Source organism: Streptomyces bohaiensis, assembly GCF_012033785.1.
In the GTDB taxonomy this organism is placed as follows: Bacteria; Actinomycetota; Actinomycetes; order Streptomycetales; family Streptomycetaceae; genus Streptomyces; species Streptomyces bohaiensis.
In genome coordinates this window covers 1-14,581 of sequence record NZ_JAAVJC010000116.1, presented here as the reverse complement: position 1 = coordinate 14,581, position 14,581 = coordinate 1, and the positions used below count along the sequence as shown (strand labels likewise).

10 protein-coding genes are annotated in these 14,581 nt (G+C 74.0%); 5 read left to right on the top strand and 5 right to left on the bottom strand.

The window, feature by feature from the left end:
- Positions 1 to 930: N-6 DNA methylase (locus tag HCN52_RS14200; RefSeq protein ID WP_312876694.1), on the bottom strand; the 930-nt coding region annotated here is incomplete at its 3' end.
- A gap of 172 nt (positions 931 to 1,102) precedes the next feature.
- On the opposite strand from HCN52_RS14200, the gene HCN52_RS14195 reads away from it, so the two are divergent.
- Positions 1,103 to 1,789 (top strand): DUF4352 domain-containing protein, encoded by a 687-nt coding sequence (locus HCN52_RS14195; protein WP_168088805.1) that lies wholly within the window; start codon positions 1,103 to 1,105, stop codon positions 1,787 to 1,789.
- Positions 1,790 to 1,970: 181 nt separating this feature from the next.
- Here HCN52_RS14195 and mfd read toward each other — a convergent pair whose 3' ends face one another.
- A complete protein-coding gene (gene mfd / locus HCN52_RS14190) occupies positions 1,971 to 5,528 on the bottom strand; it encodes a transcription-repair coupling factor (RefSeq protein ID WP_168088804.1) in 3,558 nt (1,185 codons plus the stop codon).
- Positions 5,529 to 5,769: 241 nt separating this feature from the next.
- Between mfd and HCN52_RS14185 the strand changes: the two genes are divergently transcribed.
- On the top strand, positions 5,770 to 6,156 hold the full coding sequence (locus tag HCN52_RS14185) for an Hsp15 family ribosome-associated heat shock protein (RefSeq protein ID WP_168088803.1): 387 nt from the start codon (positions 5,770 to 5,772) through the stop codon (positions 6,154 to 6,156).
- Between the two features lie 93 nt (positions 6,157 to 6,249).
- Here HCN52_RS14185 and HCN52_RS14180 read toward each other — a convergent pair whose 3' ends face one another.
- The 3 genes from HCN52_RS14180 to HCN52_RS14170 form a co-directional block, all read right to left on the bottom strand.
- On the bottom strand, positions 6,250 to 8,823 hold the full coding sequence (locus HCN52_RS14180) for an ABC transporter permease (RefSeq protein ID WP_168088802.1): 2,574 nt from the start codon (positions 8,821 to 8,823) through the stop codon (positions 6,250 to 6,252).
- Positions 8,820 to 9,605, bottom strand: a complete 786-nt coding sequence (locus tag HCN52_RS14175; protein ID WP_376767129.1) for an ABC transporter ATP-binding protein — start codon at positions 9,603 to 9,605, stop codon at positions 8,820 to 8,822. The genes HCN52_RS14180 and HCN52_RS14175 overlap by 4 nt, the downstream gene beginning before the upstream one ends.
- Positions 9,606 to 10,066: 461 nt before the next feature.
- The gene (locus HCN52_RS14170) at positions 10,067 to 10,723 is read right to left on the bottom strand and encodes a DUF4352 domain-containing protein (protein WP_168088801.1); all 657 of its coding nucleotides are present in this window, start codon (positions 10,721 to 10,723) and stop codon (positions 10,067 to 10,069) included.
- A 515-nt stretch (positions 10,724 to 11,238) separates the two neighbouring features.
- Here HCN52_RS14170 and HCN52_RS14165 point away from each other — a divergent pair.
- The 3 genes from HCN52_RS14165 to HCN52_RS14155 all read left to right on the top strand — a co-directional run.
- Positions 11,239 to 12,531: a DUF6716 putative glycosyltransferase gene (locus tag HCN52_RS14165; protein ID WP_168088800.1), complete on the top strand. Its 1,293-nt coding sequence runs from the start codon at positions 11,239 to 11,241 to the stop codon at positions 12,529 to 12,531.
- Positions 12,532 to 12,885: 354 nt separating this feature from the next.
- On the top strand, positions 12,886 to 13,506 hold the full coding sequence (locus HCN52_RS14160; RefSeq protein ID WP_168088799.1) for a SurA N-terminal domain-containing protein: 621 nt from the start codon (positions 12,886 to 12,888) through the stop codon (positions 13,504 to 13,506).
- Positions 13,503 to 14,581 (top strand): nucleoside triphosphate pyrophosphohydrolase (locus tag HCN52_RS14155; RefSeq protein WP_168088798.1); only part of this gene is annotated, 1,079 nt, incomplete at its 3' end. The genes HCN52_RS14160 and HCN52_RS14155, both read left to right, overlap by 4 nt.

Genomic DNA, 14,581 nt, shown 5'->3' with positions numbered 1-14,581 from the left:
GCGGGAGGCGACCGCCGGCGGCAGCAGCACGACGGCGGTGCCGCCGGGCCGCAGCCGGGCGAGGGCGTGCTGCAGCCAGGCGAGTTCGGACTCGCCGCGGGCGGGGAGTCCGTACTCCCAGCGGGTGTCGTAGGCGAGGTCGTCGTGGCCCCAGTGGCGCTCGTTGGCCGGCGGGTGGCAGAGCACGGCGTCGACGCGGGCGTCGGCGTGGCGGTCGGCGAGGAGGCTGTCGCCGGGGTCGACGCGGACGGCGTGGGCGCCGTGCATCGCCAGCCGCAGCCCGGCGAGCCGGGCGAGGTCCGGGTCCTTCTCCTGGCCGCGGAGCTCGCGGGGAGCGCCGCCGCGGGGGCCGCGGGCGGCGGCGAGCAGGGTGCCGGCGCCGCAGGCGGGGTCGAGGACGGTGCGCGCGGGGCCGGCGATCTCCGCCATGAGGGCGGCCGTCTCGGCCGGGGTGGTGACGACGGTGAGCGCGGTGAGGTGGCGTCGCAGCAGGTCGCGGAAGGCGTCGGCGGTGCCGCGCTCGGCGGCGAGCGCGGCGACCGCCTCGCGCAGCGGGCGGCCCGGCCGCAGCGCGTCGAGGTCGTCGGAGGCGGGAGAGGGGTTGTCGCCGGCCGGGGCGCCCCCGAGCAGCAGCTCGCCGACGGCGACCAGCGTGGCGGAGGGCTCACCGGGTTCGGCGACCAGGAGCTGCCACGCCCGCTCCTCCAGGGGAACGCGGGCGGTCTTGCCGTGGTGGCGCAGCCACTCCTCCACCTCGCGCAGCGCGAAGGCCGGGCTGGTCGCGGTGCCGCCGACGGGCTGCGGGAAGTCGGCGTGGCGACGGCGCCAGTTGCTCACGGCCGCGCGGCCGACGCCGGCGAGCCGGGCGATCCCCGCAGCCGTGATCTCGGGTTGCTCCGTCGGGACAGCCCGGGTCTCCGGTGTGTTCACGTTCCGCTCCCGTCCGCGACGCCGACCGACGTCCTTGCCAGTGTCCGTGAACGTACCGGTACACGGCAAGCGTTGCCGACCATGGATTTGCCTGTTGACGGGATTCACAGCCGTGTGATCTGATGACCGGGCCGGTTCAGGGGAGCCGGTTCGCACCGGGAGGGGAAGCACCATGGGGAAGATCACCGCAGGCAGCACCAGAGGTCGCCGCGCGCCGTACGGCTTCGCGCGGCAGCGGATGCTCGCGGTGGCGGGGGTCGCCGGTACCGCCCTGCTGATGGGCGGGCTCACCGCCTGCACCGACGAGGGCGACACGCCGCAGCGCGACACCAGCGCCTCGGAGTCCCCGGCCACCGACGACGCGGATGACGCCGATGACGCGGAAGGGTCCGACGAGGCGGCGGAGACGGACGACGCCGACGCCGACCAGGCCGACTCCGGCGACGACTCCGGCGGGACCTTCGCCATCGGCGAGACCGCCGTCTACGAGAACATCGGGCTGAAGGTCACCCTCAGTGACCCGGAGGTCCTGGAGCCGCAGGAGGAGTGGGACGAGTTCGGCGGCGAGGGGTACACCGCGTACACCTTCACCGTCGTCCTGGAGAACACCGGCGACGAGCACTACGACGGCGACATGACCGTCTTCCAGGCCCGTGCCGGCGACGACGGCGTCGAAGCCCCCCAGGTCTTCTCGTTCGAGCAGCTCGGGAACGGCTCGATGGGCAGCGTGCTGCCCGGCAAGAAGAGCACCAACAAGATCGCGTTCGACGTCCCCGACGACGCGGACTCGCTCACCGTCGAGTTCATGGAGCTGAGCGACTGGGACTCCGAGTCGGCCTTCTGGACCCACGAGTTCTGAGCCGCGACGCCGCGTCGGGTTCCGGGCGCGACGCCGCGTCGGGTTCCGGCGCCTGCCGGCCCGGGGCGGAGGGGGCTCCGGGGCGGTCGGCCGACGCCGGGGTGGGTCGGGCCGGGTCGCGTGGGGGCGACCGCGGCCCACGGCCGGGTGGGGCAGCACGCCGCCCCGCCCGGCCACCGCGTCAGCTGTCGACGACCGTCGTGAGGAACTCGCCGGTCCAGGCGAGCAGCTCCCGCCCGGTGACGGGCTTGCCGCCGACCCGCGCCGTCATCGGCCGCGGCACCAGCACCTGCGAGCTGGCCTCCTTGATCACCGCCCCGGGGTACAGCCGCTTCAGCCGCATCTCCTGCGACTCCCGCAGCTCCACCGGCGAGAACCGGATCTTGTTGCCCTGGAGGGTGATGTCACCGACGCCGCACGAGCGGGCCAGCATCCGCAGTCCGGCGACCAGCAGCAGGTTCTCCACCGGCTCCGGCAGCGGGCCGTAGCGGTCGGTCAGCTCCTCCCGCACCGCGCGGACGTCGTCCTCGGAGGAGGCCGCCGCGATCGAGCGGTACGCCTGGAGCCGCAGCCGCTCCCCCGGCGCGTAGTCGTGCGGGACGTGCGCGTCCACCGGCAGCTCGATCTTGACGTCCAGCAGCGTCTCCTCCGGCTCACCACCCGACTCCACCGACGCCCGGTAGTCGGCGACGGCCTCGCCGACCATGCGCACGTACAGGTCGAAGCCGACGCCGGCGATGTGCCCGGACTGCTCGCCGCCCAGCAGGTTGCCGGCGCCGCGGATCTCCAGGTCCTTCATCGCCACGTACATGCCCGCGCCCATCTCCGTGTGCTGCGCGATCGTCGCCAGCCGCTCGTGCGCCGTCTCCGTCAGCGGCTTCTCCGGCGGGTAGAGGAAGTAGGCGTAGCCGCGGTCCCGGCCGCGGCCCACCCGGCCCCGCAGCTGGTGCAGCTGCGACAGGCCGAAGGTGTCGCCGCGCTCCACGATCAGGGTGTTGGCGTTGGAGATGTCGATACCCGACTCCACGATCGTGGTGGAGACCAGCACGTCGAACTTCTTCTCCCAGAAGTCCACCACCACCCGCTCCAGCGCGGTCTCCGACATCTGGCCGTGGGCGGTCGCGATCCGCGCCTCCGGCACGATCTGCCGCAGCCGCGCGGCGGCGCGGTCGATCGACTCCACCCGGTTGTGGATGTAGAAGACCTGGCCCTCCCGCAGCAGCTCCCGCCGCAGCGCCGCCCCGATTTGCCGCTCCTCGTAGGGCCCCACGAAGGTGAGCACCGGGTGGCGCTCCTCCGGCGGGGTGGTGATGGTCGACATCTCCCGGATGCCGGTGACCGCCATCTCCAGGGTCCGCGGGATCGGCGTCGCCGACATCGTCAGGACGTCGACGTTGGCGCGCAGCTTCTTCAGCTGCTCCTTGTGCTCGACGCCGAACCGCTGCTCCTCGTCGACGATGACCAGGCCCAGCTCCTTGAACTTGGTCTCCGAGGAGAACAGCCGGTGCGTGCCGATGACCACGTCCACCGAGCCGTCCCGCAGCCCCTCCATCACCGCCTTGGACTCGGTCTCCGACTGGAACCGGGAGAGCGAGCGGACCCGCACCGGGAACTGGGCGTACCGCTCGGAGAAGGTGCCGAAGTGCTGCTGCACCAGCAGCGTCGTCGGGACCAGCACCGCGACCTGCTTGCCGTCCTGGACCGCCTTGAACGCGGCGCGCACCGCGATCTCGGTCTTGCCGTAGCCGACGTCGCCGCAGATCAGCCGGTCCATGGGGATCGGCTTCTCCATGTCCGTCTTGACCTCGGCGACGGTGGTCAGCTGGTCGGGGGTCTCCACGTAGGCGAAGGCGTCCTCCAGCTCCCGCTGCCAGGGGGTGTCCGCCCCGAAGGCGTGGCCGGGGGCCGCCATCCGCGCCGAGTACAGCTTGATGAGGTCGGCGGCGATCTCCTTGACCGCCTTCTTGGCGCGCGCCTTGGTCTTGGTCCAGTCGGCGCCGCCGAGCCGGTGCAGCGAGGGCGCCTCGCCGCCGACGTACTTGGTGACCTGCTCCAGCTGGTCGGTCGGCACGAAGAGCCGGTCGCCGGGCTGGCCGCGCTTGGCCGGGGCGTACTCGACCAGCAGGTACTCGCGGGTGGCGCCCTGCACGGTGCGCTGCACCATCTCGACGTAGCGGCCGACGCCGTGCTGCTCGTGGACGATGTAGTCGCCGGGTTCCAGCGTCAGCGGGTCCAGGGTCTTGCGGCGCCGGGCCGGCATCCGCGCGCCGCTGCGGGCGGCGGTCTTCTGCCCGGTGAGGTCGGTCTCGGTCAGCACCGCGAGTCGGATGCCGGGCGCGATCAGCCCGGTGTCGAGGACGCCGCAGGCGACCTGCACCACGGCGGGCACCGGCTCCGCGGTGACCGCCGGTTCGCGGCGCGCGGGCACCCCGGAGTCACCGAGCACCTCGGTCATGCGGGCCGCCGGGCCCTGCCCCTCGGAGAGGTAGACGACGCGCCAGCCGTCGGCGATCCAGCCCTTGGTGTCGGCCAGCGCGCGGGCGGTGTCACCCCGGTAGCTCTCGGGTGCGCGCAGCCCCAGCCGCAGGGTGTCGTCGGTGTCGTCGGCTCCCCCGGCCTCGCTGTCGGCGCCGAACGGGCTGACCGTCCACCAGCCGATGTCGAGCTGCGCGGCGCGCTCCCGCACCTCGGCCAGCGAGCGCAGCGACGCGGCGCCGAGGTCGATCGGCGCCTCGGCGTCGTCGTTCATCGCGACGGCGGCCCACGACGCCTGGAGGAACTCCTGGCTGGTGGCGACGAGGTCGGTGGCGCGGGTACGGACCCGTTCCGGGTCGCACACCACGGCGAGGGTGCGCTCGGGCACCACGTCGAGCAGCTGCTCCATGTCGTCGACCAGCACGGGCGCGAGGGACTCCATGCCCTCGACGGCGATGCCCTCGGCGATCTTGGTGAGCAGCTCGGCCAGCTCCGGGTGCTCCCGCGCCAGCTCGGCGGCGCGCTCGCGCACCTGGGGGGTGAGGAGGAGCTCCCGGCACGGGGGCGCCCAGACGCCGTGCTCCGCGACCTCCAGGGAACGCTGGTCGGCGACCTTGAAGTAGCGGACCTCCTCGACCTCGTCGCCCCAGAACTCCACGCGCAGCGGGTGCTCCTCGGTGGGCGGGAAGACATCGAGGATGCCGCCGCGGACCGCGAACTCGCCGCGCTTCTCGACCAGTTCGACCCGCGTGTAGGCGGCGGCGGCCAGGGCCTCGGTGACGGCGGAGAGGTCGGCGCTCTGCCCGCCGCGCAGCGCGACCGGCTCCAGGTCTCCCAACCCCTTGACCTGCGGCTGGAGCACGGCGCGGATGGGAGCCACCACCACCTGCACCGGCCCGGCGGCCGGCTCGTCGTCCCGGGGGTGCGCCAGCCGCCGCAGCACGGCCAGCCGGCGGCCGACCGTGTCGGAGCGCGGCGAGAGCCGCTCGTGCGGCAGCGTCTCCCAGGCGGGGAACTCCACGACGTCGTCCGGCGGCAGCAGCGAGCGGAGCGCAGCGGCGAGGTCCTCGGCCTCCCGACCGGTGGCGGTGACGGCCAGCACGGTGCGCCGGCTCTCGCGCGCGAGGGCGGCGACGGCGAACGGGCGGGCGGCCGGCGGGCCGACCAGGTCGACGTGGCGGCGGTGGCCGGTGCGGGCCGCGGCGACCGCCTCGGCGAGCGCGGGGTCGGCGACGACGGCGTCGAGGAGGCCAGTCAGGCTCATGAGCGAAGTTCCATCCCGGGGTGAGGCACGCTGCCGGGCCCGGACGCGGTGTACGCCCGGGTCGTCCGGCTTTCCAGGGTACGGGCTGTCACCGTCGCTCCGCCCGGTCGGCGGTGGTGGGCGACCGGGCGCCCGGCGCCGCCGCGCCGCACGTCGGAGCGGCCGGGGACACGGGCGCGCCCCGGCCGCGCGGGCGCCCCGGAGGGTCCCGCGCCGGAGGCCGCGGACGTAGGGTCGTGGCATGTCAGGCGAAGAGGGAACCGTGCGCACCGACGCCTGGATCTGGGCGGTGCGGCTGACCAAGACCCGTTCCATGGCGGCGGCGGCCTGCAAGGGCGGCCACGTGCGGGTGAACGGCCAGCGGGTGAAGCCGGCCCACCCCGTGAAGGTGGGCGACGAGGTGCGGCTGTTCCACGAGGGGCGGCAGCGGGTGGCCGTGGTGCGCCGGATCATCCGCAAGCGGGTGGGGGCGCCGGTGGCGGCCGAGTGCTACGTCGACAACAGCCCGCCGCCCCCGCCGCGCGAGGCGGTCGCCCCCGCCGGGCGCCGCGACCGGGGCACCGGCCGACCGACCAAGCGGGACCGGCGCGAGATGGAGCGGCTGCGCGGCGGTCTGCCGCCGGTCTGAGCGCCGGCGTCGAGCGGTCGGACAACGGCGGCGGGGGCTGCCCCTCCCGGACGGGAGGGGCAGGCCCCGCGGTGTGCCGCGCCGAGGCGTCGCCTACTCGGTGGAGACGGCGTCGAGGATGTTCATCCGCCCGGCCCGGAAGGCGGGGACGAGCGCGGCCAGCAGGCCGACCAGCGCCGCACCGACGAACACGACCGCGATCGTGAACCAGGGCAGTGCCAGGACCTCCATGCCCTCCAGCGCGAGGATCTGCTGGGCACCCGCGCCCCACGCCAGGCCCATCGCGACACCCAGGAGGGCGCCGAAGAGGGCGATGACGACGGCCTCCAGGCGGATCATGCGGCGCAGCTGGCGACGGGAGAGGCCGATGGCGCGCATCAGCCCGATCTCCCGGGTCCGCTCGACCACCGACAGCGCCAGGGTGTTCACGACACCGAGGATCGCCACGATGATCGCCAGAGCGAGCAGGCCGTAGACCATGTTCAGCAGCTGACCGATCTGCTGCTCGATCATCTCCTTGTACTCGGCCTGGTCCCGGACCTCCATCTGCGGCATGGGCTCCAGGGCGCTGTCGAGCGACTCCCGCGCCGCGTCGACCTGCCCCTCGTCCGCGATGGCCATCAGCATCCACGCCAGCGGCAGCTCGGACTCGGGGACGGAGTCACGGACGGTCTCCATCGACACGTACGCGGGCATGGCCTCCGGGTTGCTGCCCGGGGCGGTGATGCCGCCGATGGTGAGGGTGGTCTCCTCGCCGCCCTCGAAGGTGACGGTGATCTCGTCGCCGACGGCGAGATTCTCCGTGTCGGCGCGTGCCGAACCGATGGCGACCGCGCCGGGCGCGAGTGCGTCGGCGAAGCTCCCCTCGGCCATCTCGACCCTGATCATGTCGGGGAAGCTGTCGTCCACCGCCGAGAAGCTCTGCTCGAAGGAGTCGCCGTCGGCGGTGACCTCCGCCGACACGCCCCGCATCTCCGAGACGGCGGCGAGGTGGTCGGCGTTGCGGACCGCCTCGGCGGCATCGGGCAGCACGGGCTGGAAGTTGCTGGTCTGGACGATGAAGTCCGCGCCGATGGAGCGGTCGATCTCCTCCGTGGCGGAGGCGATCATGGAGGAGCCGACCACCGCGAGCGAGGTGACCAGCGCGAGGCCGATCATCAGCGCCGAGGCGGTTCCGCCGGTGCGGTTGGGGTTGCGCAGGGCGTTGCGCTCGGCGAGTCGGCCGATGGGGCCGAAGATCCGGAGCAGGACGACGGCGAGCGCCTTCACGATGCCGCCGACCAGCGCGGGGGCGAAGACCACCATGCCGACGAGGGTCAGCAGGATGCCGAGCCCCAGATAGCCGCCGGCGGCCACCGTCCGCTCCGCCGTGGTGGTGAGGAACAGCATCAGCGCACCGGCGACGGTGAGCACGGCTCCGATGGTGGCGCGGATGCGTCCGGCACGCTTGTCGCCGGGGAGACCGGCGTCCTGCAGCGCCGCCATCGGCGTGATCTTGCCCGCCCGGCGGGCCGGGAAGTACGCCGCGACCAGGGTCACGGTGATGCCCAGCACGATGCCGGTGATCGGCACGGCGGTCGAGATCGTCAGGTCGTCGGTCGAGAGGTTGAGCCCGAAGGCACCCATGACCGCCATCAGGCCGACCGCGAGGCCGACACCGAGCACGAAGCCCAGCACCGAGCCCACGACGCCGAGGATCAGCGCCTCCAGCAGGACCGAGCGGTTGACCTGCCGGCGGCTGGCGCCGATCGCGCGGAAGAGCCCGATCTCCCGGGTGCGCTGGGCGACCAGCATGGTGAAGGTGTTGACGATGAGGAAGATGCCCACCAGCAGCGCGATGAGGGCGAAGCCCAGCAGCACGTACTGGATGACGTTGAAGAAGGCGCCGAGGGCGTCCTGGTTCTCCTGGGTGTACTCCGCGTTGGTGAGCACCCGCACGCCGGAGGTGTCGATGGCGTCGGCGACGCGGTCGCGGAGGACCTCGTCGGAGACGCTGCCGTCGCCGTCGACGTAGACGCCGGTGAAGCCCTCGCCGCCCAGCAGCACCTGCTGCGCCGTCTCGGTGTCGAAGTAGACGACGGCCGCGCCCGGGTTGGTGGTGGCGAACTCCACGACCCCGGTGACGGTGTGCTCGGTGGTGCCGTTGACACCCATGATGCGGATGGTGTCGCCGATGCCGAGGCCGGAGGAGTCGGCGGTGTCCCCGTCGATCATGATCTCGTCGGGGCCCTCGGGCAGCGCGCCCTCGGGCTCCTCCATGGTGCGGAGCTCGACATGGGTCCAGTTGACGCCCATGGTCGGCGCGCCGCCGGTGGGGCCGACGGACTCGTTGTCCGGCCCCACGGCGACGATCGAGGTGGACTGGACGATGCCGACGGCGGTCTCGACGCCGTCGACGGCCTCGATCTCACCGATGACCTCCGGGGGCATCGCGTCGAAACGCCCCGTCGAGGGGGACTCGTCCATCGCGCTGCCGTCCTCGCCCGGCTGGATCATCACGTCGGACGCCGACTCGGCGAAGAGCTTGTCGAACGTGGTCTGCATCGTCGCGGTGAAGACGAGGGTGCCGCAGACGAAGGCGACGGAGAGGGCCACCGCCGCACCGGAGAGAATCATCCGGCCCTTGTGCGCGAGGAAGTTGCGCAGGGATGTCTTGACCACACTCATGACGTACGCCCCTGGGCGTCGAAGCCCCGCATGCGGTCCAGCACCTTGTCGGCGGTCGGGTCGATCATCTCGTCGACGATGCGGCCGTCGGCGAGGAAGACGATGCGGTCCGCGTAGGCGGCGGCGACCGGGTCGTGGGTGACCATGACGATGGTCTGGCCCAGGTCGTCGACGGACTTGCGCAGGAACTGCAGGACCTCGGCGCCGGCGCGCGAGTCCAGGTTGCCGGTCGGCTCGTCCCCGAAGATGATCGCCGGGCGGGAGGCCAGCGCGCGGGCGACGGCGACGCGCTGCTGCTGGCCGCCGGAGAGCTGGTTGGGGCGGTGGCTGAGCCGCCCGGAGAGACCGACGGTGTTGACGACGGTGTCCAGCCACTCCTGGTCCGGCTTGGTGCCGGCGATGTCCATGGGGAGGGTGATGTTCTCGGCCGCCGTCAGGGTCGGCAGCAGGTTGAACGCCTGGAAGATGAAGCCGATGCTGTCGCGGCGGAGCTTGGTGAGGTTCTTCTCCTTCAGCCCCGTGATCTCGGTGTCGCCCACCCAGACCTTGCCGCTGGTGACCGAGTCCAACCCGGCGAGGCAGTGCATCAGGGTGGACTTGCCGGAGCCCGAGGGGCCCATGATCGCGGTGAACGCCCCCCGTTCGATGCTGACGCTGACCTGGTCGAGCGCGAGGACCTGCGTGTCGCCGGCCCCGTAGGCCTTGGTGACTCCGTCGGCACGCGCGGCGGCGCCGGACGGGCCCCCGGCGCCGGTCGTCTCGTCCACTGCGGGCGTGGTCACGATGATCTCCTATGCCTTATCTCATTCTTATTGCCATGAGCCTAGGCACGGATCGGACGGGGTTCCTCGCCCCCGGGGAGGAACCGACCCTCGGTGGAAAGTCGCAGGTTTCCCTTAGGGGATCCCCGCCTCGGGGAGGACCCCGGAGCCCGCTCCCCGGGGTGCCCGCACACCCCGCGGGCCGTGGGCGTGCGCGCCGGCGCGCGGCCCGCGCCTACCCCTGTCAGGCGCGGACCGCGCTGTCGGCCCCGGCCCCACGGTTCGGGGCCGGGCCTCGCGGCGCCGCCCGAGGGGCGGTGCCGCGGCGGGCGGGTGGCCCGCCCCCTCCTTCACGGGGACGAGACCCGCTCGTCCGGGAGGACGAGGCTCCGTCCTCCCCTGGTACCGGGCCACCCCGTGGGTCACCCGGAACCGGTCTGCGGCCGCCCGGCGTCACCCGCCACGGGCGCCACCGGGGGGCGTCAGAGGTCCAGGCTCCAGTGGGCCTTGTCCTGGCTGCCGACGAGCTGCACGGTGACGTCGATGAACTCCGCGTCGCCCGGCACGTCGAAGCCGGCCTCGCCCCCGGCGGTCCGGCCCGGCTTGAGCGTGCCGCGCGGGTCGGACTTCAGCGAGGCGGAGTCGAAGATGCGGTCCGCCTCCTCACCGCGCTCCCCGGCGCGCACGGTGTAGAGGAGGGCGACTTCCTGGTCCTCGTCGGCGCCGTTGGTGACGGAGACGCCGAACTTGACCGGGGTCTCCTCGTGGTCGACGTAGTCGGCGGGGGTGAAGGTCTCGGTGGCCTCGACCGTGATCTCCAGCCCCTCGGCAGTGACGAAGGTCTGCCCCGCCTTGAGGAAGTCGCCCTGCTCGCGGTCGCCGCCGTCGTTCTCGGCGGGCGCGCCGTCGGCGTCCTCGGCATCCGTGTCAGCGTCCTCGGCATCCGCGTCGGCGTCCGCGGCGTCCCCACCGTCTGCGTCGGCGTCCGCGGGGTCGGCCGTCTCGCCGCTCTCCTGGCCACGGTCCAGCGGCAGCTCCGACTCGTCACACGCCGTCAGTCCGCCGACCGCCAGTGCCGCCGCGGCGACGCCGGCGACCATCCGCAGACGCCGTCCCCGCAGAGTGCGCAGCTGAGCCATGGTCTTTCCCCCTGTGTTCCGGTGCGCCGGCCCCCGTTCGAACCGACGTGCCCATCGCAGCAGCTCCCGCCGCCGCTCGCCAGCGCCGGACGCGGCCTGTAGCAGCGCCGCGACAAACCCACGACGGGAGGCAGAAGATCGCGACGCGGCCGCCGGAACCCGGACGCCCCCGCCACCACGCGCACCGGCGCACCCCCGCCCGCCCCGGCGCAGCCCGGACGCGGCGCCGCCGCCACCAGCGGCTGTGGCCACCGCGTGGCCGCCGGGCCACCGCCGGTTCACCGCACGGCAAGGTCCGCGTCGTCCCCTCCCGGTATCACTGTCCCCGTGGGGGCGAGCACCCGGCCGCACCACCGATCCGACACCCCGCCGCGCCCCCGACCGCCACGGTCACCGGCCCGCACCGGGCCGGTGCGACGGCGCCCCCGTCCGGGCCCGCGCGGCACCGCCACACACGCGCGCCGCGCCCGGCGGCCCCGAGGCCACCGCGGACGGCGCCCGAAGGGAACACCACCATGGGAAGCGCCGCGCCCCGCGCCGTCGTCCTCGCCGACTCCGACAGCCGCTGGAAGTGGGCCGCCCTGGTCGCGCGGCGCATCGCGCCGGACCACGCGATCGACGCCCGCTTCCTGCGGTCGGGCACCGCCCCCTCGCAGCGGCAGATCGACGAGGTCGGCATCGTCCCGGACACCACCGCCACGCTGGACTACACCGACGTCCCCACCGACCCGGCGGTCTCCGCCGCGGACGTGGTCGTCCTCGGCACCACCGGCGGCACCATGTTGACGATGATCCACACCCTCGGCCGGGCATGGCGCGACCACCCCTCGCGCCCCGCGCTGGTGACCGGCTACGTCGGCGTCATCTACGAGAACATGGTCGACGGACTGCTGCTGCGGTGCGGCTCCGACCTCGTCCTCGCCAACAGCGCCCACGACGCGGCCCGGTTCCGCGACGTCTACACCAGCCTCGGCATCGACACCGCGAGCGTGGTCGAGACGGCGCTGCCCTTCCTCGGCGGCGCCCCCCACGACCCCGGCGCCGCCGGACGGGACCGACCGTTCACCGTGACCTTCGCGGTGCAGCCCTCGGTGCCGGGCACCCGCGCCGCCCGGCTCTCCCTCGTGCGGCACCTCGCCCGGCACGCCCGCCTCCACCCGGACCGCGAGGTGCTGCTGAAGCTCCGCAACCAGCCGGGGGAGGCCGTGACCCACACCGAACGCTTCCCGTACCAGGAGCTGCTGCGGTCCCTGCCCGACGCCCCGCCCAACCTGCGGCCGGTCTACGGCGACATGGGATCGGTGCTGGACCGCACCGACCTGCTGGTCACCGTCAGCTCCACCGCCGCGGTCGAGTCGGTGCACCGGTCCATCCCGACCGCGGTCCTCAGCGACTTCGGCGTCCGTGAGGCCCACGGCAACCACTTCTTCGTCCACTCGGGGCTGCTGACGAGCTTCGCCGACCTCGACGCCGGCCACGTGCCGACCGTCCGCCCGGAGTGGGCCGCCGAGCACGGCATCGGCCGCACCGACCCCTACCGGGCGGCCCGGGAGCGGCTGGCCCGGCTGCGGGACGGCGGGCCGCTCGCGCCGCCGCGGCCCTTCTACACGCCCGAACGCAGCGGGGACTACCTGGAGACCCTCGTCGGGCGCCGCGGCTTCGCCCTGGACGGCACCCCGCTCGCCGCCTCCCCCACCGCCGCACGCCCGCCCGCGCTCAAGCGCATCGTGCGGCGCGGCGCCGGCCGCCTCTACCGGTTCGGCCGCAACCGCCTCGCCCCCGCCGTCCGCCGCTGGCAGCAGGGCTGAGAGCGTGTGTGGGGCCCCGCGCCGGGCCCGCGACGCCGGCTACGGCCACCTGCCGCGTTGTCAAAGACGCCCGAACACCACCCGGTACGAGGGCGCCCCTCCGCCGTGCGGCTGACCGCATCCGACGCCGCGAGCCGATCCGACGCGGGGCCTCACACACGCGCGGAGAGCGCACCGTCCGCCCGGGCGGGGCGCCACGCCCGGGCGGGCCGGGCCGGCCCGCCCGGGGGCAGCCGGGTGTGACCGGCCCGTTCCGACAGGTCACCGAGAAGGTCCGTTTCGACACCTGCCGCGGCGACGGGTGCAGGCCGTAAGATCACCGCACGCATCGGACCCACCGCCGGGAGATCCTCAGTGAAGCGCCGCACGTCCGCACTGTCCGTCTCGGCCGCCGCGCTGCTCGTGGCCGCCCCGCTGCTCACCGGTTGCTCGACCGACTCGCACCCGGGCGCCGCGGCCGTCGTCGGCGACGAACGCATCAGCGTCTCGCAGGTCCAGTCGCAGGTGGAGCAGGTCCGCGCCGCTCAGCGCGACAGCGAGAACGCCGACCAGCTGATCGCCGCCACCGGCGCACTCCCCCAGGAGACCGTGCAGCTGATGGTCCGCCGCGAGCTGCTGGAGCGCACCGCCGAGGAGAACGGCGTGACCGTCACCCGCGGCCAGGTCGAGGAGGCCCGCGAGCGCGTGGTCCAGAACTTCGGCGACACCGAGCAGCTGGAGCAGTTCGGGCTGAGCTACGAGGGCGGCGCGTTCACCCTCGACCAGCTCGACGACGTACTCCGCGAGCAGCTGCTGATCGAGGGGCTGGTCGAGCGGATCGGCGAGCAGGAGCTCGGCCCCGCCGTCGCCGAGACCGCCGAACGGCTCGGCGTGGACATCAACCCGCGCTACGGCGCGTGGGACTACGAGGCCGGTGGCTTCACCACCAGTGACACCCCCTGGTTGGCGGAGCGCGCCGATACCCTGCAGGGGTGAGCACCTCCTCCCGCGCCGTCCCCTCCCCCGCCCCGTCCTCCGCCACCGGCCGGGGTCCGGACCAGCCGCCCGGTCCCGGTCGGATCGTGCTGCTGACCACCACCCATCGCGTCGCCCCCGGTCTGCTGTCGTGGCCGGCGTGGGAGGTGCTGCGCAACGCCGACCGGGTGCTCTGCGCGCAGGCCGACCACCCGCAGCTGCCCTACCTGGCCGAGGCCGGGGTCCGGGTGGCGGAGCCCGGCGCCCCGCTCCCCGGCGCGGCCGAGCTGGTCGAGGAGCTCACCGCCCCGCAACAGCCCGGCACGAAAGGCGGGGAGGCGCGCCCCCGGACGGTGGTGGTGCTCACCGGCGCGGCGGGGGAACCCGGGCTGACCGACGGACTGGCCCGGATCGCCGGCTCGGGCCGCGCGAGCGCGATGCCCTCGCTCGAACTGCTGCCGGGCTCCTACGACCTGCCCGGGGCGCGGCTGCTGGACCTGGTCGAGGTGATGGACCGCATCCGGGTCGCCTGCCCCTGGGCCTCCCGCCGCGGCCACGCGGAGCTGGCGCACTACGGCATCGAGGAGATCCACGAACTGGTCGAGGCGGTCGAGACCGGCGACCGGGACGGGATGCGCGAGGAACTGGGCGACGTCCTGCTGCAGGTGATCTTCCACGCCCGCATCGCGGAGGAGCACCCCGAGGCCCCGTTCTCCGTCGACGACGTCGCGGCGGGGATCGTGACCAAGCTGGTGGGCCGGCACCCGCACGTCTTCGGGGACGCCACCGCCGCCGACGAGGAGGCGGTCAAGGAGCAGTGGATGCGGGCCAAGGCGGCGGAGAAGCACCGCCACTCGGTCACCGAGGGTGTTCCGCTCGGCCAGCCGTCGCTCGCGCTCGCGGCCCAGCTCACCAGCCGCGCCCGGAAGGCCGGACTCGCGGTGCCGCTGCCCACCGGGGAGGGCGTCGGGTACCGGCTGCTCGGGCTCGCCGCGGAGGCGGAGGCCGCGGGGACCGACCCGGAGACCGCGCTGCGCGCGGCGACCCGGGTCTACCGCGAGGCGCTGCTCGCCGCGGAGGGCCGCCCGCCCGCGGC